This window comes from Herbaspirillum sp. B65 (assembly GCF_000333555.1).
Taxonomy (GTDB): domain Bacteria; phylum Pseudomonadota; class Gammaproteobacteria; order Burkholderiales; family Burkholderiaceae_D; genus Herbaspirillum; species Herbaspirillum rubrisubalbicans.
The window spans coordinates 1-19,856 of record NZ_BADI01000279.1; the positions used below are offsets into that span (position 1 = coordinate 1).

Genomic DNA, 19,856 nt, shown 5'->3' on the forward strand with positions numbered 1-19,856 from the left:
TTTTATGTGAGCGACGCGATTACCTACACGGAAATTCAATCGGCTTGGATGCCGCAGGAGACAGCAATGGGTGAGATGGTCAGGGACAAAGTGGTCGTGGTGACCGGCGCGGGCGCCGGTATCGGACGCGATTTCGCGTTGCAGTTTGCCGCCAATGGCGCCAAGGTCGTCGTCAACGACTTGAGCCGCAATGTGGAGACGGGCGTCTACGCAGCGCAGACGGTCGTCGATGAAATCAAGGAGGCCGGCGGCCAGGCCGTCGCCAGCACGGACAGCGTGGCCGAGTGGAACAGCGCGCACCAGATCGTAACAGCCGCACTCGACCATTTCGGCCGTATCGACGCCGTCGTCAACAACGCTGGCATCGTGCGCGACCGCTTCTTCTTCAACATGAGCGAAGCCGAATGGCGCGCGGTGGTCGATGTGCACCTGAACGGCTCGTTCTTCGTCGCGCGCGCGGCCGCGCCGCATTTCAAGAACCAGAACAGCGGCAGCTTCATCCACATGACGTCGACCTCGGGCCTGATCGGCAACCTGGGACAGGCGAATTATTCGGCGGCGAAGATGGGCATCGTCGGCCTGTCGAAGTCGATCGCGCTGGATATGGCGAAATACAATATCCGGTCGAACTGCATCGCACCGTGGGCATGGACCGCGATGACGGCGGGCATCCCTGCTGAGACCGACGAGGAAAAAGCGCGCGTTGAAATCCTGAAGAAGATGGAGCCGGGCAAGATCGCGCCGCTCGCCGTGTATCTCGCCTCCGACCAGGCCGCCAAGGTGTCGGGACAGATCTTTGGGGTGCGCGCCAACGAGATCTATTTCTTCAACCAGATCCGCATGATCCGTTCGCTGCATCGCGATGGCGGCTGGACCCCGGAAGCCATCGCGGAGCAGGTCATGCCCGCCTTCGAGTCGAGCTTTTTCCCGAACGTCCCATCGCTCAAGCTCACGCCCTGGGATCCGATCTGACCCCTGGGCAGGGCGCAACGACAGTTACAACACCGCTTCCCGGCTCTCGATGATCGAGCCGGAAGCGCGGCGGGAAACGTCGAGCAGGACGGATTGCAGTTCGTCGAAGCGCTTGCTGAAGCGCTCCACCGGCGCGCCGATCGCCATCGCGGCAATCACCTGGCCATCCGGCGCGCGCACCGGCACGGCGATCCCCGCCGACTCCGGCACCCACTCGCCTTTGCTGACGGAGATGCCGGTTTCGCGGATCCGTGCCAACTCTTCGCGCAATGCTTTCTTGGTGCTCACCGTGTTCGGCGTACGCTTTTCGAGGGGCACGGTGCGCAGGTATTCTTCGATGAAGGTGGCCGGCGCATAGGCCAGCAGTACCCGGCCCGCAGCCGTGCAATACAGCGGGCGGCGCTGGCCGACGGACAACGAATAGCGCACCGATTGCGCGCTCTCGATGACGTCGACATAGGTAATGACTTTTTCCTGCACATCGAGCACGCCGACATAGACCGTCTCATCGCAGCCTTCGCTGATTTCGGTCATGAAAGGACGCAGCACCTTGGAGAAATTCCAGGCCGCCATCACATTCGCCGACATCCGGAAGATCGCCGGCCCAAGCCGGTAGCGCACGCCGTCGTGGATCAGGTAGGATTCCGCGACCAGCGGCCGTAACAGGTTCAGCAAGCTGCTTTTGGGGGTCTCCAGCACGACGTGCAATTCGGCCAGCGTCATGCCGTCGGTCAGCCTGGCAAGTGCGTCGAACAGCCCGAGCAGGCGCATCAGCGAACGTGGACCGCCCATGTCTTTTTCGACCACTGCCAAATTTTCCGCTTTCATAGTTTTCCTTTAGGGGTTGCACGGCCTTCACCATACACCACATGTGTCCGATATCGTATCAGGCCGGGCAACGGCCACGCCGCTGCGTTCCAACCTTCGTTCATATAAATGAATTCTATCGTAAAGTATGACGGAACACTAGGAAGCGCCGATAACCGCCGACGCGTACGCGTCGGCGGTTATCGATGTTCCATTTCGGAGCGGAAGATGGCGCCTCGGCGCCGCGTCAGCACAAGGCTGCTTCGAGACCGCGGGGCGGATGTGCAACATCCGTCTGTGGATGATGAACGGCTGGCGCCGGTTTCAAGGTGCGCATGACCTGCGCCGGTGCGCCGACAATAAGGGAATTGTCGGGAAACACCCGGCCCTTCTTGAGGTAGGCACCAGGCGTGATCACGCAATTGCGGCCGACGACGACACCCGTTTCGATCACGGTCTGCATGCCAACCTGGGTTCCCTCCCTGATCGTGCACCCGACCAGGATGGCGCCATGGCCGATCGTGACGTTGCGCTCGACGTGCAGGGGAAACCCGGGATCCGCGTGCAGGACCGTGTCCGATTGCACCGTAGTGCCCGCACCAATGACAACGCGCGCTCCCTCGCCCCGCAATACCGCTCGTGCCAGGACGCGACAGCTCGGGTCGAGCTGTACGTCACCACAGATAGTGGCATTTTTTGCTACCGTTGCCTGTTCGTCCGATCCCGGCTGCCTGGGCTTGGAATACGCTTTCGAGGTAATCGTCACAGCTGTCTCCTGGAAGTTTGCCGTTCATCGACGGCAATTTGTGGTGGGCTGTCTCTGCACATTGATAGTACGCCCACTTTTACGGGATAAAAAAGCGACTCTCATGGCATACTCTAGTGAATTAAAGTCATCAATCGCCATGACCAACCTCCAGAGCCTGATCCCCTTCATCCAGGTCGTCAAATGCGGCAGTTTTACCGCCGCCGCCGATCAACTGGGGGTAACGCCGCCAGCGATCAGCAAGAGCATTACTCGGCTCGAAAAGGAGCTGGGCGTGCGCCTATTGCAGCGCACAACCCGTCAGATCCAGCTGACGACCGAGGGACGCGATTTCTTCGAGAAGATCAATGCGTTGCACACCGGCATCGACGACGCGGTGGAAGCGCTGAAAAACTCGATGCGGGGGCCGCAGGGGCTGGTGCGGATGCAGGCCTCGGCCACGTTCGGCCGGTATTGCCTGATTCCGCTCCTGGCGGAATTTTTGCAAAGCTATCCAGAAATCCAGCTTGACATAGAATTCACCGACGAATTCACGGATCTGCTCGAGGGCGGATTCGATATCGGTGTGCGCTATAACGTCACCGGCGAGACCGGCCTCACATCGCGCTACCTGTGCTCGGTACCCATCGTCCTGCTTGCGAGCCCCGCCTACCTGGCACGCAAGGGGATACCACGCCGTCCCGAAGACCTCGTAGAACACGACTGCATCAATGTGCGCAAGCCCGAGCGCACGATACAGCACTGGCGCGTACGGAACATATCGGTCATCGAGCGCAAGGGCGGCGGGCCGGACATCGGCGACTACCTCTACACATCCGCCACGACGATGACTGAAGAGAACGATTTTATGTTCACGCCCTCCAGCAACCTGCTCGTCAGCGGCCAGCTCGACGTCCACGTGCATGCGGCGCTGGCGGGCATCGGCATCACGCCCGTCTCCATTGCGATGGCCCTGCCCTTCCTCCGCACGGGGCAGCTCAAGGTCGTATTGCCGAACTATCGGGTATTGGTCAATGGCTCGTTTCCGCTGCATGTGATGGTTCAATACCCGCACCGCAAGCATTTGACGCCGAAACTCCAGGTCCTGATCGACTTTTTGCTGAAGCGATCGCGCCAGCTCGACGAATTGCCACAGGATTTCAACGCGTATATCGCCTAGCGCCGCGAACGATGCGTCAGATGACCTTGCGTTCGCGCAGCGCCGCTACGTCCGCGCTGCTCATGCCGAGCAATTCGCCGAGCACGGCATCCGTGTGCTGTCCCAGCATCGGCGGCGGTGCATAGGCGGTGATCGGCGTTCCAGAGAACTTCACCGGGTTGGCAACCATCTTGACCTTGTGTTCCGACAGCGGATGCTCTACCTCGACGCACATCTGGCGCGCCTGTACATGGGGGTCCGCAAATGCCTGCTCCAGGTTATTGATCGGCCCGGCCGGCACGCCAGCCGCATCGAGCGCGGTCAACAGGTCGTGCATCTTCCATTGCGCCACCAGCGGCTCGAACACGGCAGCGAGCGCGCGGCGGTTCATCACGCGGTTGATGTTCTCGGCGAAGCGCGGATCGGTCGCCAGTTCCGGATACCCGAGCACCTCACAAAAGCGCCGGTACTGTTCATTGTTGCCGGCAACGAGCATGATGTCGCCATCGAGGCAGTGGAAGAGGCGCGATGGCATACCGCCGTTACCCTCGGTACCGCGGCGCACTGGCACATCGCCCGACACCAGGTACTGGCTCGCGTAATGCGAGGTCGACGCGATCAGCGAATCGAGCAGCGACATGTCGATGTACTGGCCTTCGCCGCCATTGGCATCGCGATGATATAAGGCCGCCAGGATCGCGTAAGACGCGTACTGGCCGCAGATGATGTCGGCCAGGCTGGGGCCGGTTTTCATCGGGCCGCCGCCGGGAACGTCGTCCGGGTTCCCGGTGACACTCATTAATCCGCCCATCCCCTGGAAGATCGAGTCGTAACCCGGCCGCGGACTGTAGGGCCCGGTTTGACCGAAGCCGGTGACCGAGCAATAAATCAGCGCCGGATTGACAGCCCTGAGCGACTCATAATCCAGGCCGTAGCGTTTCAGGTCGCCGACCTTGTAGTTTTCCACGAGGATGTCGCAATGTGCAACCAGCGAGCGGATCAGGGCCTGGCCTTCCGGCTTGGCGATGTCGCAGGTGATCGATTTTTTGTTGCGGTTGGTGCTGATGTAAAAACTCGATTCACGTGTATCCCTACCCTCCCTGTCTTGCAGGAAGGGGGGGCCGAACTGGCGCGAATCGTCGCCTTTGCCGGGACGCTCCACCTTGATGACTTCGGCGCCAAGGTCACCCAGCATTTGGGCTGCCCACGGCCCTGCCAGCACACGACTCATGTCAATGACGCGGATCTGGGATAAAGGGTTGGTTGCCATAATATTCTGCTCTTTTCATTGAAAAACGATATCGACGGCGTGACCGAATGCGTCGACCCAGTCCATGACATAGAACGCGGCGCCAACTTGCCCAGCGGCGGCGGTTCCTCCAAGGATGAGCAGGCACTGCGTCAAGGATGAGCAGGAACGTACTGCGCGCGTAACTGAACCTTGCTGATCTTGCCGCTGGGCAAACGAGGCAGCTCCCCGACGAACTCGACCGACTTGGGACATTTGTAGCGCGCGATCAGCGTACGGCAATGTTCGATGATGATTTCCGGCCGCGCCGGGCATCCTCCCTTCAGCACGACCACGGCCTTGACCGACTCGCCCCAGACCGAATCCGGCACACCGATGACAGCCGCCTCGTAGACGTCAGGATGCTGCATCAATGCTTCCTCGACCTCCCGGCAGTAGACGTTTTCGCCGCCGGTGATGATCATGTCCTTCTTGCGGTCCACGAGGTAGATGAAGCCCTGCTCATCCATGCGCCCCATATCGCCGGTCTTGTACCAGCCATCGTCGAATGCCTCGCGGGTCGCTGCTTCGTTGCGCCAATAGCCTGAAAACAGCGTATTCGACTTCAACCAGATTTCGCCCGGTTCGCCGCAGGGACAATCCACGCCTTGGCTGTCCACGATACGAATGCTGGCGTGGTGCACGGGCTGGCCAACGGAGCCCAGCCGGCTTTGTTGCGCCGGCGTGCCATCGATGTAATGCTGGCTCGGATAGAGGCAGGTGGCATTACCTTCGGTCATGCCGTAACCGTTGGCGAAGATGGGCCCCATGTATTGGATCGCCTTGCGCAATACGGACACCGGCATCGGCGCTGCGGCGTACAGGAACAGGCGCAGGCTGGACAGGTCGTAACGCGGCAGGTCCGGCACCTGCAGCAGGGATTGCACCATGGTCGGCGCCATGTGCGTGTGTGTGACTCGCTGCGCCTCGATGGTTTCCAGGACCGCTTGCGGATCGAAACTCCGGTGCAGCACGACAGTGCCACCCATCCAGAATGTCGGCATCTGCAGGGACCGGCTACCGATGTGGAAGAGCGGCATCATCAGCAGGACGCGCGCCTCCAGACTGGTACCCAACTGGCCGGCCATGGCCTCGGCCATCGCCGCGTCCGCCCGGTTCGTACGCATCACCCCTTTCGGCCGGCCGGTGGTGCCGCTACTGTAGATCAGGTGCAGGATATCCTCGTCCGTCGCACGGAACGGCGCACCCTCGAGGCTGCCCGAAGCGAGCAGGTCTTCATAATGTACCGCCCACGACGGCAGATCGGCGGAATCGATGCACACGTAGAGCCTGATGTCATGCAGGCGCGAACGTATGCCGTCAATGACACCCAGGTACTGCCTTCAAAAAACAGCACGCTCGGCATTGCATCGTTGAGCATGTACTCGATCTCGGCGGCAGCCAGCCTGAAATTCACTGGCGCCGCGATAATCCCGGATAATTCGGCAGCCGCATAATATTCCAGGTACACAGAACAATTCATCGCCAGCATCGACACCCGGTCCTGCTTTTTTAACCCGACGTTCGCGAGCGCGGACGCCAGGCGGCTGGCCCGCTCGTACAGAGCCCGATAGGTCAGCCGTTGCTCGCCGTAGATCAGCGCGAGGTGTTCGGGGTAAAGTCTGGCATTGCGTTCAAGCGCATACCCAAGAGTTGCCATGGTCGGATTCCTTGTTGCCGTTACATGCCCCTGTGATGCAATGGAACATTTGAATGGTGTTTTGCATATCGCCCCCTGATGACCTACAACATCCCCTGCCCGCCGTCGACATTGATGGTCTGGCCGGTCATATAGCGCGAGTCCGGGCCGGACAGGAATACGACGGCACGGCCGATATCCTGCTCCGGCTCGCCCATGCGCCCCAAGGCGATCGTGCTCAGGTAGCGCTCTTTCTCGGCCGGATAAGCGGCAAAGTATTGCGCGCTCGCCTCGGTCATCGCGGCGGGGCAGATCACGTTGACATTGATTCCGTAGCGGCCCCACTCACGGGCCGCCACGCGCGACAAGCCGCGTATCCCCTCCTTGGCGGCCGCGTAAGCGCCAAAGCCACGGGTGCCTTCGATCCCGGTCAGAGAACCGAAATTGACGATACGACCTTCACCCTGCCTGCGCATATGCGGAAAGACCGCTTGCATGAAATAGAAACTGCCGTACAGGCCAGACTCCAGGGTCTGCTCCCACGTGGGATCGTCGATCATTTCCAGTGCGACTCCGGGTGCGCTGCTTTGCGCATTGTTGACCAAGATGTCGACCCGGCCCAGGCGGGCGATCGCCTGCGCCACCACGGCATCGGCGTCGGCACGCAGGCGCGCGTCGCCGCTTGCGGTCACGACCTCAACGCCGTGCCTGGCTAGCGCCGCCGCTGCGCTGTCCAGGGTTGACGTCGTGCGTCCCGTGAGCACCAGCTGCGCGCCTTCGGCTGCCAGCGCATGGGCGATGCCGAGCCCGAGGCCCTGACCACCGCCCGTGATGATTGCTACCTTGCCTTGCAGGATACCCATCATGCACCCTCCTCGTTCATTGACAAATGCGGATCCACGCGCACCCAGCCGCGCGGCACTTCCCGCGCCCAGCCCTCGGCCTGCAGCTTGAGCAGGTGCGCCAGCAGCGAGCGCGCCGCGAGCGCGTGGCGCCCGGCTGCCACGTCATCGTAGACGACGGGCAGCAGTTGTTCGATGGCGGCCGGTTCGGCACGCCGCAGCGCGCCCAGCACCTTGTTTTCGCGTGCCAGGCGGTGCGCCACCAGATGGGCGACATGGGCGCGCGGCGTGCCGATCAGAAAGCCATGGCCGGGCGCGATCGTTTCGATGTCCACCTCCTGCAGCGCCGCTAGCGATGCCAGGTAGGCCGCCATGTCGCCATCCGGCGGGTCGATGACCACCGTCGAGCCCTGCATGACATGGTCGCCACTAAACAGCATGCCTTCCTCTTCCAGCAAATAGCACACATGATTCGACGCATGGCCCGGGGTATGCAACACCCGCAGGGTTACGCCACCAAAGACCAGCCTGTCGCCGTGCGCCACGACCCGGTCCGGTTCGAAGCCATGGTCCTGGAACGCGCCCGCCGGCGCTGTCATGCCGATCAACTCGGCGCCGGTCCTCGCCGCCAACAGACGCGCAGCCGGCGAATGGTCGCGATGGGTATGCGTAACCAGCACGGCACGCACCCGTCCCTGCGCGGCGGCTACCAGCGCATCCACGTGGGCCGCGTGCGCGGGGCCGGGATCGATCACGACGAGGTCGTCGCCCTCTCCGATCAGATAACTGTTGGTGCCCGGTCCCGTCATCAGGCCCGAGTTGGGCGCGGCAATGCGGCGCACCCGTGCCGACAGCCGGGTCGCTACCCCGGGCACGATTACGCAAGATGCGTCGCCCTTGCCCAACGGGTCGAGCAGGCCGACTTCGGCGAAGGCGTGGTCGCCCTCGAGCAGGACCTGGCGCGCATCACCATTGCGGGCCACGCGCGGCTGCTGCGCCTGGATGACGGCGGGCTCGCGCATATGTGCCATCATGCCGGCACAGTCCGCGAATCCGGCGAGCGCCTCAAGCGTGCGCACGGTGGCGAAGGCGAGCTCGATCTCCCCGGCGGCGGCGCGCGCCAGTGCGTCGGACGGGCGCATCCAGCCGTGGGCGATGGTTTCGCGCTGGTCGGCGGCGCCGTGCTGGCCGGACGGTACCTGTGCCACGAAAAAGCGCGTGTCGAAGCGCTTGGGCAGGCCCAGCGGCGTGATCCAATGGCTGAAGTACAGTAGCCGCTCCGGCGTCAGCGTCAGCTGCCGCGCGCGGCACAGGCCCACGAGATCGAGGGTGCCGGCCGCCATCCGCTCGCGCGCGTCGGCGTAACAGGCCCTGGCGGCGGCGTCCTCGATCCGTACCGGCGTGCCGTCAGCCTCGTTGGCGAACAGGAATCCCGACTCCTCGAAGCATTCGCGCAGCGCCGCGATCCAGTAGGCAAGGCCGCCCCGATCGATGCCGAGCATGGCGCTGGCGCGGGCATCGTCCAAGCCCGATGCGAGCGCTGCGTAGTCCGGACCGCCGTCGGCCGGATCGAGCGCGCCGCCCGGAAAGACATACATGCCGCCCATGAACCTGGCCTGCCGTGTGCGCTGCACCAGGAAAACCTCGATCCCCTGCGCGCCGTCGCGCACCATCACCACCGTCGCCGCAGGACGCGGCCGCACCGGGGCGCCACCTGCGGCCATATCACCCAGTTCGCGCATGTCGCGAGCCTCTTCAAAAAGGAGCGACGCGCACTGCGCACCGCCGTGATCGGATCAGCCCAGCTCGGCGACCAGCTGCGGCACGATTTCGAACAGGTCGCCCACGATGCCATAGTCGGCCACGCCGAAGATTGGCGCTTCCGGATCCTTGTTGATGGCCACGATCGTTTTCGAATCCTTCATGCCGGCCAGGTGCTGGATCGCACCCGAGATGCCGACTGCGATGTACAGGGCGGGAGCGACGATCTTGCCGGTCTGCCCGACCTGCCAATCGTTCGGCACGTAGCCGGCATCGACTGCGGCACGCGACGCACCCATCGCGGCGCCGAGCTTGTCGGCCAGCGGTTCGAGCACCTTGAAGGCTTCGCCCGAACCCATGCCGCGTCCGCCGGAAACGATGATCTTGGCTGCGGTCAGTTCCGGACGGTCGGACTTGGCCAGCTCGCGCGAGACGAACACGCTAGTGCCGCTGTCGGCGACGGCCGGTACCTGCTCGATCGTCGCGTTCCCGCCGGCGGCCGCGGCGTCGAAGCCGGTGCTGCGCACCGTGATGACCTTGATCGGCTCGCTCGACTGCACGGTGGCGATCGCGTTGCCTGCATAGATTGGCCGCTCGAAGGTGTCCGGGCTGTCGACCTTGGTGATTTCCGAAATCTGACCCACGCCCAGTTTGGCGGCAACACGTGGCAGGATATTCTTGCCGTAGGCAGTCGCCGGCGCCAGCACATGCGAGTAATCGCGGGCCAGCGCGAGCGCCTGTTCGGCGACGTTTTCGGCCAGGCCGTCGCCCAGGTGGGGAGCATCGGCCACCAGGACCTTGGCTACGCCGGCGATCGCGGCCGCTGCTGCGACAGCGTCCGTGCACAAGTGGCCGGCGACCAGCACATGCACCTCGCCGCCGCAAGCTGCGGCGGCGGTGACGGTATGAAGTGTGCTTCCCTTGAGCGAAGCATTGTCGTGTTCAGCAATGACGAGTACGGCCATGATGGCTCCTTCGGTAAATTAGATGATCTTGGCTTCAGTGCGCAGCTTCGCGACCAGGGTGGCGACGTCGGGCACCAGAATGCCGGCCGAGCGCTTGGCCGGCTCGACCACTTTCAGGGTCTTCAGACGCGCAGTCACGTCGACACCTAGGCTGGCGGGCGTCTTGACTTCCAGCGGCTTCTTTTTGGCCTTCATGATGTTGGGAAGCGTCACGTAGCGCGGCTCGTTCAGGCGCAGGTCGGTGGTGACGATCGCCGGCAGGACCAGGCCCAGCGTTTCCAGGCCTCCATCGACCTCGCGCACGACGCTTGCGCGGCCATCGGCGATGGTCACTTTCGAGGCAAAGGTAGCTTGTGGCCAGCCCAGCAGTGCCGCCAGCATCTGACCGGTCTGGTTGCAATCGTCGTCGATGGCCTGCTTGCCCAGGATGATCAATTGAGGCTGCTCCTGATCGGCCAACACCTTGAGGAGGCGCGCCACGGCCAGCGGCTGCAAGTCCTCGTCGCTCTCGACCAGCACCCCACGGTCGGCGCCGATCGCCAGCGCGGTGCGCAGGGTTTCCTGGCACTGGGCAACGCCGCACGATACGACCACGACTTCGCTGGCGACACCCGCTTCCTTCAGGCGGATTGCTTCCTCGACCGCGATTTCGTCGAACGGATTCATCGACATCTTGACATTGTTCAGGTCCACACCCGAGCCGTCCGATTTGACCCGGACCTTGACGTTGTAGTCAACCACGCGCTTGACCGGCACCAGAATTTTCATGGCTTTACCCTCTTTCAGTACTAAACGTACGGTTTGTAAATATGAACGATGATTATATATCAGAACGATGACACGTAAACCCCTACGGGGACTGCATCGCGCAATGCCTTGTTCAATAAATAGAACATTGTTCATTTTTATTGCGGATGCGTTATCGAGATCGTAGAATGGCGCTCGGTTTCGCCCTTTTCAAACAACGACTAGGAGCCGCACGGCGTTTTCCCGATGACTGATGACAATTTCAACATCGAACACTTGCAACAATGGGTCGGCACTAAGGAAACCACCGCCGACGAGTTGAATGTGGCCCACGCCGTCGCACTGGCGGCATGCCTCGACCTGCCGGTCGCGCCCTTACCCGGCGATGCCTTGCCGCCGCTCTGGCACTGGATGTACTTCTGGCAAGCCGCCCCGCAGTCCCGCATCGGCAGCGACGGCCACCCCGAGCGCGGCGGTTTCCTGCCACCAGTGCCGCTGCCACGCCGCATGTGGGCAGGGGGCCGCCTGCGCTTCGACGCTCCGTTGCCAGTCGGTGCAGGCGCGCAGCGTACCTCGACGATCCTCGACCTGAAGGTGAAGGACGGGCGCAGCGGCCGTCTCGCCTTCGTCACCGTTGGCCATGAGATCAGGTACGGCGCGGAGGTGGCGATTCGTGAAGAGCAGGACATCGTCTACCGCGACCCGCCGCAGCCGGGCAGTCCGGCACCGTCCGGTCCGCCCGCCCCACGTGAGGCGGCGTGGGAGCGCCAGGTCGTTCCTGATCCGGTGTTGTTGTTCCGTTATTCGGCGCTGACCTTGAACGGCCATCGCATCCACTACGACCGGGCCTACGCCACCGACGTCGAAGGCTATCCCGGCCTCGTGGTGCACGGTCCCCTGATCGCGACGCTGCTGGCCGATCTGCTGCGGCGCCGGATACCCGATGCCAGACTCGCCGAGTTCAGTTTCCGGGCGTTGAGCCCACTGTTCGACACCGAGCCTTTCACGCTACGCGGCCAGCCCGACGCTGATGGCAAGACCCTACACTTGTGGGCTGAGAACATCCGCGGCGAACTGGCGATGCAGGCCACCGCCATCCTGGCCGCTCCCTTCCCTACCCGATAAGAAAGCCAAGCATGCCACTCCGACCCGACAACTACACCGACATCCGCGACGCCGTACGCGCCCTGTGCGCCCAGTTCCCGGCCGAATACTTCCGCAAGATCGACGAGGCACGCGCCTATCCAGAGGAATTCGTCGACGCGCTGACCAAGGCCGGCTGGATGGCGGCCCTGATTCCCCAGGAATACGGCGGCTCGGGCCTAGGCCTGACCGAGGCCTCGGTGATCATGGAAGAAATCAACCGCAGCGGCGGCAATTCCGGCGCCTGCCACGGCCAGATGTACAACATGGGAACCCTGCTGCGTCACGGCTCGGAAGAGCAGAAACGGCGTTATCTTCCGAAGATCGCCAGCGGCGAATTGCGCATGCAATCGATGGCCGTCACCGAACCGAGCACGGGCACCGACACCACCAAGATCAAGACGACAGCCGTGCGCAAGGGCGACCGTTACGTGATCAATGGACAGAAGGTGTGGATTTCGCGCGTCCAGCACTCGGACCTGATGATCCTGCTCGCGCGCACCACGCCGCTGGCGGAGGTCAAGAAAAAATCGGAAGGCATGTCGATTTTCATCGTCGACCTGCACGAGGCGATCGGCAACGGCCTGACCGTGCGCCCCATCCTCAACATGGTCAACCACGAAACGAACGAGCTGTTCTTCGAAAACCTTGAGATCCCAGCCGAGAACCTGATCGGCGAGGAAGGCAAGGGCTTCAAATACATCCTCGACGGTCTGAACGCCGAGCGCACGCTGATCGCCGCGGAATGCATCGGCGACGCCTACTGGTTCATCGACAAGATCACCCGCTATGCCAACGACCGCGTCGTCTTCGGCCGCCCGATCGGTCAGAACCAGGGCGTCCAGTTCCCGATTGCACGCGCCTATGTCAACCTGGAGGCGGCCAACCTGATGCGTTATAAGGCCTGCGAACTGTACGACGCTCACCTGCCTTGCGGCACCGAGGCAAACATGGCCAAGATGCTCGCCGCCGACTCTTCCTGGGAATCGGCAAACGTCTGCCTGCAGTTCCACGGCGGCTTCGGTTTCGCCTGCGAGTACGACGTCGAGCGCAAGTTCCGCGAGACGCGCCTCTACCAGGTGGCGCCGATCTCGACCAACCTGATCCTGTCGCACGTGGCCGAGCACGTGCTCGGACTGCCGCGTTCCTTCTGAGGCTTGCATGGACACCACCGCGGGAATCGCCCGCTCCTACTTGTTCGTGCCGGGGAATCGGCCAGAGCGTTATGCCAAAGCCTGCGCGGCCGGCGCCGATGTCGTCATCGTCGATCTGGAAGACGCTGTTCCGCCCGAGGAAAAGGCGTCTGCCAGGGAGGCCCTCGCCGCATGGCTGGACGATGCGCCACAAACGGTGCTAGTGCGGATCAACGCGGTGCAGACGCCGTGGTTCCGCGATGACCTGACGCTATGTGCCAAGGCAGGCGTGGCGGGCATTGTGTTGCCCAAGGCGGAGTCGGCCGACGATATCGCAACCGTTGTAAATGCCGGAGCACGCGCCGTACTTCCGCTGGTCGAAAGCGCGCGGGGCTTCTGGCACGCGCATACGCTGGCGCAGGCCGTGGGCGTGGAGCGGCTGGTCTTCGGCACGATCGATTTTTGCCTCGACCTGGGTTTGGTCGAGAGCAGCGAGCAATTGCAGTACTTCCGGTCGCAGTTTGTGCTGGTGTCGCGCCTGGCTGGTATCGCAGCGCCGGTGGACGGCGTCACGACCTCGTTGGACGACCCGGCTTTAGTCGAGGCGGACACCCTGCGTGCCCGGCGCGGGGGATTCGGCGGTAAGCTGTGCATCCATCCGCACCAGGTCGGCCATGTCAACCGCGGCTTTGCGCCCACGCCCGACGAGCTGAGCTGGGCGGGGCGAGTATTGGCAGCAGCGGCAGCCAGCGCCGGAGCAGCGGTCGCGGTCGACGGCAAGATGGTCGACCTACCGGTGCTGGCGATCGCCCGGCGCATGGTGGCCGAAGCGCAGCGCCGGCTGGACTGAACGGAAATCAGCCCTTCTCCCGCTCCAGCGCCAGGAACTCGGTGCGCAGTCCAAGATTGTTGCGCATCTCTCCCAGCAGGGCCGAGGTCACCGTCTCCTGAGCAGGCGTACGGATGCCCCGGCTCTCCATGCACATGTGGCGACAGCGGATCACAACCCCAACCGACAGCGGCGCCACATGCTCCATCAGCGCTTCTGCAATCTGCATCGTCAGCCTTTCCTGCACCTGCAGCCGCTTGGCAAAACAGTCGACCAGGCGTGTCATCTTCGACAGCCCGATGATCTTCCCATTGGGCGTATAACCGACGGTCGCGCTCCCGAAGAACGGCGCCAGGTGGTGTTCGCAGTGGCTATACACCGGGATACCGCGCACCACGATCAATTCGTTGTACTCCTGAGCGCCGTCCTCGAACACCTTCAGGATGCTGGCGGGGTCCTGCTCATAGCCCGAGGTCCAGTGCTGCCACGCGCGGCTGACCCGCTGGGGCGTGTCGTGCAGGCCCTGACGGTCGGGATCCTCGCCGAGATGACGCAGGAGGCGGCGCCAGTCATGTTCGGAAAAATCATCGTTTTGTTTCATTTCATTTCGTCCTTGGGAAACAGCGGCCTGCCGGATGACCGGGCCGCCATCAATGAACTCCGCCGAAAAAAAAGCCCGCCATAGGAGGGCTCAAAGGCCAGGCCGGCCCGTCGACAAATATTCACATATTCAATCATCGTTCACAAATATTATTGAGCACTCACCTTAGATAACCGACATCGGAAAACACAGGATGTCCGCGACGCCACCGTCGACCATCAGCATGTGCCCGTTGACATACGAACTCGCTTCGGACGCGAGAAAGATCGCAGCCCCGCCCAGTTCTTCCGGGTTACCCCAGCGGCCAACAGAGATATGGCTGCGCACCGTTTCCATCATGCGCGGGTTAGCCGTGACGGTTTCCGCCATATCCGTCAGAAAATACCCCGGGCAGATCCCATTGCAACGGATACCGTGCTGGCCGAGTTCCGCCGCGAGCGACTTGGTGAGACCCGCCACACCGTGCTTGCTGGCAACATAGGCCTGCAGCTTTTCCCGGCCCTTGGTAGAGACGAAGGAGCCGACATTGATGATGCGCCCCCCGCGCTGCGCGATCATCGGCCGCGCCACTTCGCGTGCCAGCAGGTACGTCGCCGTGAGATTGGTATTGATCGTCTGGTGCCAGCTTTCGAGTGTCGACGTGGCGAAGTCGTTCCAGATGCAGACGCCAGCGTTGTTGAGCAAGATATCGATGCGACCATGCCGGTCCAGTACTGCCGCGACCGCGTCGATGATCCCGTTTTCGTCCGTCAGGTCGAACGCCTGGACGTCTACCCTGCCGCCTTCGGCGCGAATCCGCAAGGCCGCTTCGACCAGACGCGCGGCATCGCGCGCTGCGAGTATCACTGTCGCGCCAGCCGACGCAAGCGCTCGCGCCATTTCGAAGCCGAGCCCGCGTGACGCACCGGTGACGAGCGCGATTTTTCCACCCAGTGCGAATTGCTTCATGCATTCCTCTATTTCTATTGCTCAAGTCGATCCGACGCAAGTCGCACGATTGCGACTGCGGAATTGACGCGCCTCATAAATTCATCCAATTTATGAACGTTGTTGTTATATTAGAACCAAATCCAAATCATATCCACGCCAAGTCGCAGGCGCCGGCGTACCGGCGGCCAAGCAAGGACAGATCCGATCATGGTTGCAGGAGCGCCGTCGCTAGGCCGGTGGCGCGTCCGTATCAGTGCTGATTCTCGAGCATGTACACCACTGGATCAGTGTGCAAGGTGAACTGGGCAGAATGGCTGCCGAGGCCAATCAAGGGGCCGGGGTTTTCGGTCGAGGATGTGGTGCCGGTTGCAATAGCCACCAGCGAGAGTGCGAGCGTGAGTGCCAGCGCAACGATCAGACGGCCTGAACGAGGGCGGGCGCCATGCTTGTCAAAGCGGGCTTTCGGCAAAACGCGAATGGTGCGCATGCTGGTCTCCTGTAAAGTCGATGCCATTTTTTTCAACATGGCTTGCGCAGTCAGGCTTACCTAGACTGCATTTCAATAATAGAACAGTATTCGTTTAGTTGCTTATATTTTTTTATTATCGTCGCGACCCGGCATCACAGCCCAATAGGAAATCCTTCGTCCCCTCCCTCGCACAGAGAAAGCTGCGTTATAATTTTAGAACGTCGTTCGCATATATACAATATGCAGAAAGCGGCGCATATCGACATTCAAGGAGACAGCATGAGCATCAGTTTCGACAACCGGGTTGCAATCATCACCGGCTCCGGTGGCGGCCTCGGCAGTACCTATGCGCTTGAAATCGCCAAACGCGGCGGCGCCGTCGTTGTCAATGACCTAGGCGGAACTTTCGACGGCAGCGGCCAGTCGCATTCCATGGCCGACGCCGTCGTCGACCGGATCAAGGCGACCGGTGGACGGGCCGTCGCCAACTACGATTCGGTCGGCACCCGTGCGGGCGGCGAGGCGATCGTCCAGGCGGCGCTTGACGCCTTCGGACGCGTGGACATCGTCATCAACAATGCCGGCCACTTGCGCAACGCGCCATTCGAGGACATCGACGACGCCCTTCTCGATTCGATCATCGATGTCCACCTGAAGGGTGCCTTTTACGTCACGCAACCGGCTTACCGGCTCATGAAGAAACAAGGTTATGGGCGCGTCGTGTTTGCCTCGTCGGCGGCCGGAATGCTGGGCAATCCGGAGCAGGCCGCCTACGGCGCCGCCAAGGCCGGTCTGATCGGCCTGATGAACATTCTGTCACTGGAAGGCCAGCGCCATGGCGTCTTGTGCAACGCTCTGTTGCCGGTCGCCGCCAGCCGTATGGCGGCAGCGATGCCACCTGAACAGTTGAAACAGGTTGCGGAGGAATTCAGCGCCGTCGCCTCCATCGTGGGCAACTCGCTTGACCCGCAATTCGTCACCCCGCTTGCCGTTTACCTGGCGAGCGAGCAATGCGAGAGCACCCATGCCATCTATTCGGCGACTTGGGGCCGTTATGCGCGGGCCTTTGTCGGCCTTGCTGAGGGCTGGCGCGGGCCGCGCACCACGCCGGCGACGGTGGACGATATCGCTGCGCACTGGAACCAGATCAGTTCTTACGAACGTTTCGATGTGCCCGGCTCGCTGAACGACGAATTTGCAATTCTGGCAAAACAGATCGCCGCACAGGGCTGACCATTTCCCCGACCATCAGGCGGCAACGCGCCATCGGCTGTCGCATCCTCTCTACCGCACGATCTGGATCTGCATCCTGGCGGCCAACATCAGCGTCTGGATGCAAAACGTCGCGGCCGCCTGGCTGATGACCAGCCTTACCCGGTCACCACTGATGGTAGCGCTGATCCAGACGGCGACCACGCTACCGGCTTTCCTGTTCTGTTTGCCTGCGAGGGTGCTGGCCGACCAGGTCGACCGGCGGCGCCTGCTGATCATTTTCCACACCCCGATGCTGTGCACGTCGACCCTGCTGCCGGTGCTGGTCCGCCCGGTGCTTATGGGTTGTTGTTGGCCAGCATGGGTGGCGGTGCGGTCATCGCCGGAATATTCCTCGGTCAGTTGCGTGCCCGTGTGACGATCGGCTCGATGGCCGCTGGCGGTCCGGTGGTATTTGCTCTGGCCATGCTGGGCGCTGCCTGGATTGAGCACCTGCTTCCGCTGTGCGCCACTCTGCAGGCCGGTGAACGCCCGTGCACGACCTAGTTCATCACCGAGCCGTATCCGCCGGCCGCATGACGGCGGCACACGGTCAGCGCGGGACGGCCAAACCGCTCACGCGGCGCGCGACACCCAACAGTATCTCGCGCAGCCGGTCGATATTGGCCTCGAAGCGCTCCAGCGGCGCGCCAATCGCCATCGCCGCGATCACGGTGCCGTCCGGGGAGCGGACCGGCACCGACATGCCGGCGGATTCTGATACCAGTTCGCCCTTGCTGACCGCGATCCCGGTCTTTCGTATCTGTGCCAGTTCGGCCAACAGCGCTTCCCGCGTACTCTTGGTTCTTGGCGTGAGCGCTGCGAGCTCGACGGTGTCGAGGTAGGTATCGAGGAAAGTGGCCGGCGCATGAGCCAGCAGGACGCGTCCGGCGGCCGTACAGTACAACGGCCGGCGCTGCCCCACGGTCATCGAATAGCGCACCGACTGCGCGCTTTCCAGCACCTCGACATACGTGACGACCTTTTCCTCGACGTCGAGTACGCCGAGATAGACGGTCTCCTTGCAGGCACTGCTCAGTTCGACCATGAACGGCCTGAGCACCTTCGCGACATTCCACGCCGCCATCACGTTGGCCGACATCCGAAAGATGGCTGGCCCCAATCGGTAGCGGGTCCCGTCATGCATCAGGTAGGCTTCCAGCACCAGGGGGCGCAGCAGGTTGAGGAGGCTGCTTTTGGGCGTATCGAGGGCGACGTTCAGCTCCGCAAGCGTCATGCCGTCGGAACTCGCCGCGAGTGCATCGAACAGCCCCAGAAGGCGCATCAGGGAGCGTGGGCCGAGGCTCTCCTTCTCGACGGCGGGTGGATGTTCCGGCTTCATATCGCTGTCCCCTTAGAAATTTTTATCAAGGTTTTCCTGGCGTTCGCCAAGAACCGATCGCCTGCCATCCTGACGCTATCCTCCGCCATCAGTGCAGCGTACACGCTGCACTGCGGCGCCATATCTCACATGGCTACACGCCCAGGGCCGCGTGCACGGCATCGGCCACTGGGCGCAGCGGATTCTCGGCTTCGCTGGCGGGGTTGAACAGCTTGTTGTGGCAGATCGCCACCGCGAGGCCGGTTTCGGGATCGGCCCACCCGAACGAATTGCCCTGACCCGGATGGCACAGAGCACGGGCGTGGCGTGCCGCCGCCACTGGCGGATGGGCACCGCCGAACCAGAAACCACCGATCGTGATGGGGATCGGAAAGCCGAACATGACCGGATCGGCTTCCTCGCTGTTGGCGCGCGGCGTGGCCAGCGAGGCCACGAGTTCGCGCGACAGCAGACGCACGCCGTCAAGTTCGCCACCATTGGCCAGCATGGCCCAAAACCGCGCTTCGCTGCGCGCATTGAAGATGCCGCCCACGCCTGCAACCTCGGCGCGCCTCACATCCGGGCGGTCGAACACGCGTGGGGTCAGCGCTACCTGGTCCGGCATCGACGCCAGGAACAGCGGCGGAAGATACTCGGGCGGCACCGGCGTCATGGCATCGACGTGACGCGCCAGGCGCGGCACCGCCTCGTCCGGCAAGCCAATCCAGAGGTCGGTGATGCCGAGCGGCCCGGCGATTTCCTCCCTGACGAAGCGTCCGAGCGAACGATGCTTCGGATCGGCGCGCCGCACCAGTTCGCCGACGATCCAGCCGAAGGTCATCGACAGGTACAAGGTCTTGGTGCCCGGTTCCGCCAGCGGTTCCAGGTCGGCGATGGCACGCGTCATCCAGTCCCAGTCGCACATGCGTTCGGGCGTCACGCCGAGCGGCATCTGCGGCACGCAGGCGCGGTGCGTCAGCACGTCGCGCACCGTCGTGGCCTGCTTGCCTTTGGCGCCATATTCGGGCCAGTAACGCACCACCGGGGCGTCGTAGTCGATCAGGCCGCGGTCAGCGAGGATATGCAGCGCGGTAGCCGCGACCGCCTTGGTGACCGAATATACGTTGAACAGGGTATCGCCATCGACCTTGCGCCCGCTCTGCTGGTCAGCGTAACCGCTCCAGGCATCGATGACCAGTTTGCCGTCGAGGTAGGCAGCAACCTGGACACCGATCTCCCCTCCCTCGGGGTGGC

General features: G+C 62.7%; 21 protein-coding genes. 7 read left to right on the forward strand and 14 right to left on the reverse strand.

From position 1 onward, the window contains the following. Positions 1 to 66 precede the first annotated feature (66 nt). On the forward strand, positions 67 to 972 hold the full coding sequence (locus I5W_RS07230; protein WP_044528727.1) for an SDR family NAD(P)-dependent oxidoreductase: 906 nt from the start codon (positions 67 to 69) through the stop codon (positions 970 to 972). Between the two features lie 24 nt (positions 973 to 996). Here the strand turns inward: I5W_RS07230 and I5W_RS07235 are convergent, their stop codons facing one another. Together I5W_RS07235 and I5W_RS07240 are read right to left on the reverse strand one after the other, a co-directional pair. After that, complete coding sequence (locus I5W_RS07235; protein WP_017450422.1) at positions 997 to 1,800, reverse strand: IclR family transcriptional regulator; 804 nt, start codon at positions 1,798 to 1,800, stop codon at positions 997 to 999. A 226-nt stretch (positions 1,801 to 2,026) separates the two neighbouring features. Next, positions 2,027 to 2,545: a gamma carbonic anhydrase family protein gene (locus tag I5W_RS07240; RefSeq protein WP_050010632.1), complete on the reverse strand. Its 519-nt coding sequence runs from the start codon at positions 2,543 to 2,545 to the stop codon at positions 2,027 to 2,029. 139 nt (positions 2,546 to 2,684) lie between these two features. On the opposite strand from I5W_RS07240, the gene I5W_RS07245 reads away from it, so the two are divergent. Then, complete coding sequence (locus tag I5W_RS07245; protein ID WP_017450420.1) at positions 2,685 to 3,704, forward strand: LysR family transcriptional regulator; 1,020 nt, start codon at positions 2,685 to 2,687, stop codon at positions 3,702 to 3,704. Between the two features lie 16 nt (positions 3,705 to 3,720). Here the strand turns inward: I5W_RS07245 and I5W_RS07250 are convergent, their stop codons facing one another. The 7 genes from I5W_RS07250 to I5W_RS07275 all read right to left on the reverse strand — a co-directional run bounded on the left by I5W_RS07250 (position 3,721) and on the right by I5W_RS07275 (position 10,946). Then, entirely contained in the window at positions 3,721 to 4,953 is a 1,233-nt protein-coding gene (locus I5W_RS07250; RefSeq protein WP_044528728.1) for a CaiB/BaiF CoA transferase family protein, read from the reverse strand. Between the two features lie 131 nt (positions 4,954 to 5,084). Beyond that, positions 5,085 to 6,254: a class I adenylate-forming enzyme family protein gene (locus tag I5W_RS07255; protein WP_252716929.1), complete on the reverse strand. Its 1,170-nt coding sequence runs from the start codon at positions 6,252 to 6,254 to the stop codon at positions 5,085 to 5,087. Beyond that, positions 6,137 to 6,631, reverse strand: coding sequence for an AMP-binding protein (locus I5W_RS33185; RefSeq protein WP_252716930.1), 495 nt, complete (start codon positions 6,629 to 6,631; stop codon positions 6,137 to 6,139). Before I5W_RS33185 ends, I5W_RS07255 begins: the two co-directional genes overlap by 118 nt. Positions 6,632 to 6,714: 83 nt before the next feature. Beyond that, positions 6,715 to 7,476: an SDR family NAD(P)-dependent oxidoreductase gene (locus I5W_RS07260; RefSeq protein ID WP_017450417.1), complete on the reverse strand. Its 762-nt coding sequence runs from the start codon at positions 7,474 to 7,476 to the stop codon at positions 6,715 to 6,717. Continuing rightward, positions 7,473 to 9,194 carry an MBL fold metallo-hydrolase gene (locus tag I5W_RS07265; RefSeq protein ID WP_044528729.1) on the reverse strand — a complete coding sequence of 574 codons (1,722 nt, stop codon included), beginning with the start codon at positions 9,192 to 9,194 and terminating at the stop codon, positions 7,473 to 7,475. The genes I5W_RS07260 and I5W_RS07265 overlap by 4 nt, the downstream gene beginning before the upstream one ends. A 54-nt stretch (positions 9,195 to 9,248) precedes the next feature. Continuing rightward, complete coding sequence (locus I5W_RS07270; protein ID WP_017450415.1) at positions 9,249 to 10,178, reverse strand: electron transfer flavoprotein subunit alpha/FixB family protein; 930 nt, start codon at positions 10,176 to 10,178, stop codon at positions 9,249 to 9,251. Between the two features lie 18 nt (positions 10,179 to 10,196). After that, entirely contained in the window at positions 10,197 to 10,946 is a 750-nt protein-coding gene (locus I5W_RS07275; RefSeq protein WP_017450414.1) for an electron transfer flavoprotein subunit beta/FixA family protein, read from the reverse strand. A gap of 225 nt (positions 10,947 to 11,171) precedes the next feature. On the opposite strand from I5W_RS07275, the gene I5W_RS07280 reads away from it, so the two are divergent. Genes I5W_RS07280 through I5W_RS07290 form a run of 3 tightly spaced genes read left to right on the forward strand, consistent with a single transcriptional unit; the run spans position 11,172 to position 14,051 of the window. Then, positions 11,172 to 12,050: an FAS1-like dehydratase domain-containing protein gene (locus I5W_RS07280; RefSeq protein ID WP_017450413.1), complete on the forward strand. Its 879-nt coding sequence runs from the start codon at positions 11,172 to 11,174 to the stop codon at positions 12,048 to 12,050. Between the two features lie 11 nt (positions 12,051 to 12,061). Continuing rightward, positions 12,062 to 13,222 (forward strand): acyl-CoA dehydrogenase family protein, encoded by a 1,161-nt coding sequence (locus tag I5W_RS07285; RefSeq protein ID WP_044528730.1) that lies wholly within the window; start codon positions 12,062 to 12,064, stop codon positions 13,220 to 13,222. Positions 13,223 to 13,229: 7 nt separating this feature from the next. Continuing rightward, the gene (locus I5W_RS07290; RefSeq protein WP_044528731.1) at positions 13,230 to 14,051 is read left to right on the forward strand and encodes an HpcH/HpaI aldolase/citrate lyase family protein; all 822 of its coding nucleotides are present in this window, start codon (positions 13,230 to 13,232) and stop codon (positions 14,049 to 14,051) included. A 7-nt stretch (positions 14,052 to 14,058) separates the two neighbouring features. Here the strand turns inward: I5W_RS07290 and folE are convergent, their stop codons facing one another. The 3 genes from folE to I5W_RS07305 all read right to left on the reverse strand — a co-directional run bounded on the left by folE (position 14,059) and on the right by I5W_RS07305 (position 16,048). Next, a complete protein-coding gene (folE, locus tag I5W_RS07295) occupies positions 14,059 to 14,631 on the reverse strand; it encodes a GTP cyclohydrolase I FolE (protein WP_044528732.1) in 573 nt (190 codons plus the stop codon). A gap of 165 nt (positions 14,632 to 14,796) precedes the next feature. Continuing rightward, positions 14,797 to 15,579, reverse strand: a complete 783-nt coding sequence (locus I5W_RS07300; protein WP_044528733.1) for an SDR family oxidoreductase — start codon at positions 15,577 to 15,579, stop codon at positions 14,797 to 14,799. Positions 15,580 to 15,811: 232 nt separating this feature from the next. Further along, complete coding sequence (locus I5W_RS07305; protein ID WP_017450408.1) at positions 15,812 to 16,048, reverse strand: hypothetical protein; 237 nt, start codon at positions 16,046 to 16,048, stop codon at positions 15,812 to 15,814. A 261-nt stretch (positions 16,049 to 16,309) separates the two neighbouring features. Between I5W_RS07305 and I5W_RS07310 the strand changes: the two genes are divergently transcribed. Continuing rightward, positions 16,310 to 17,263, forward strand: coding sequence for an SDR family NAD(P)-dependent oxidoreductase (locus I5W_RS07310; RefSeq protein WP_017450407.1), 954 nt, complete (start codon positions 16,310 to 16,312; stop codon positions 17,261 to 17,263). After that, positions 17,226 to 17,660 (forward strand): MFS transporter, encoded by a 435-nt coding sequence (locus tag I5W_RS34005; protein WP_085946772.1) that lies wholly within the window; start codon positions 17,226 to 17,228, stop codon positions 17,658 to 17,660. Before I5W_RS07310 ends, I5W_RS34005 begins: the two co-directional genes overlap by 38 nt. A 174-nt stretch (positions 17,661 to 17,834) precedes the next feature. Here I5W_RS34005 and I5W_RS07325 read toward each other — a convergent pair whose 3' ends face one another. After that, complete coding sequence (locus I5W_RS07325) at positions 17,835 to 18,623, reverse strand: IclR family transcriptional regulator (RefSeq protein ID WP_017450405.1); 789 nt, start codon at positions 18,621 to 18,623, stop codon at positions 17,835 to 17,837. A 133-nt stretch (positions 18,624 to 18,756) separates the two neighbouring features. Further along, the coding region (locus tag I5W_RS07330) for an EstA family serine hydrolase (RefSeq protein ID WP_044528735.1) at positions 18,757 to 19,856 on the reverse strand (1,100 nt) is incomplete at its 5' end.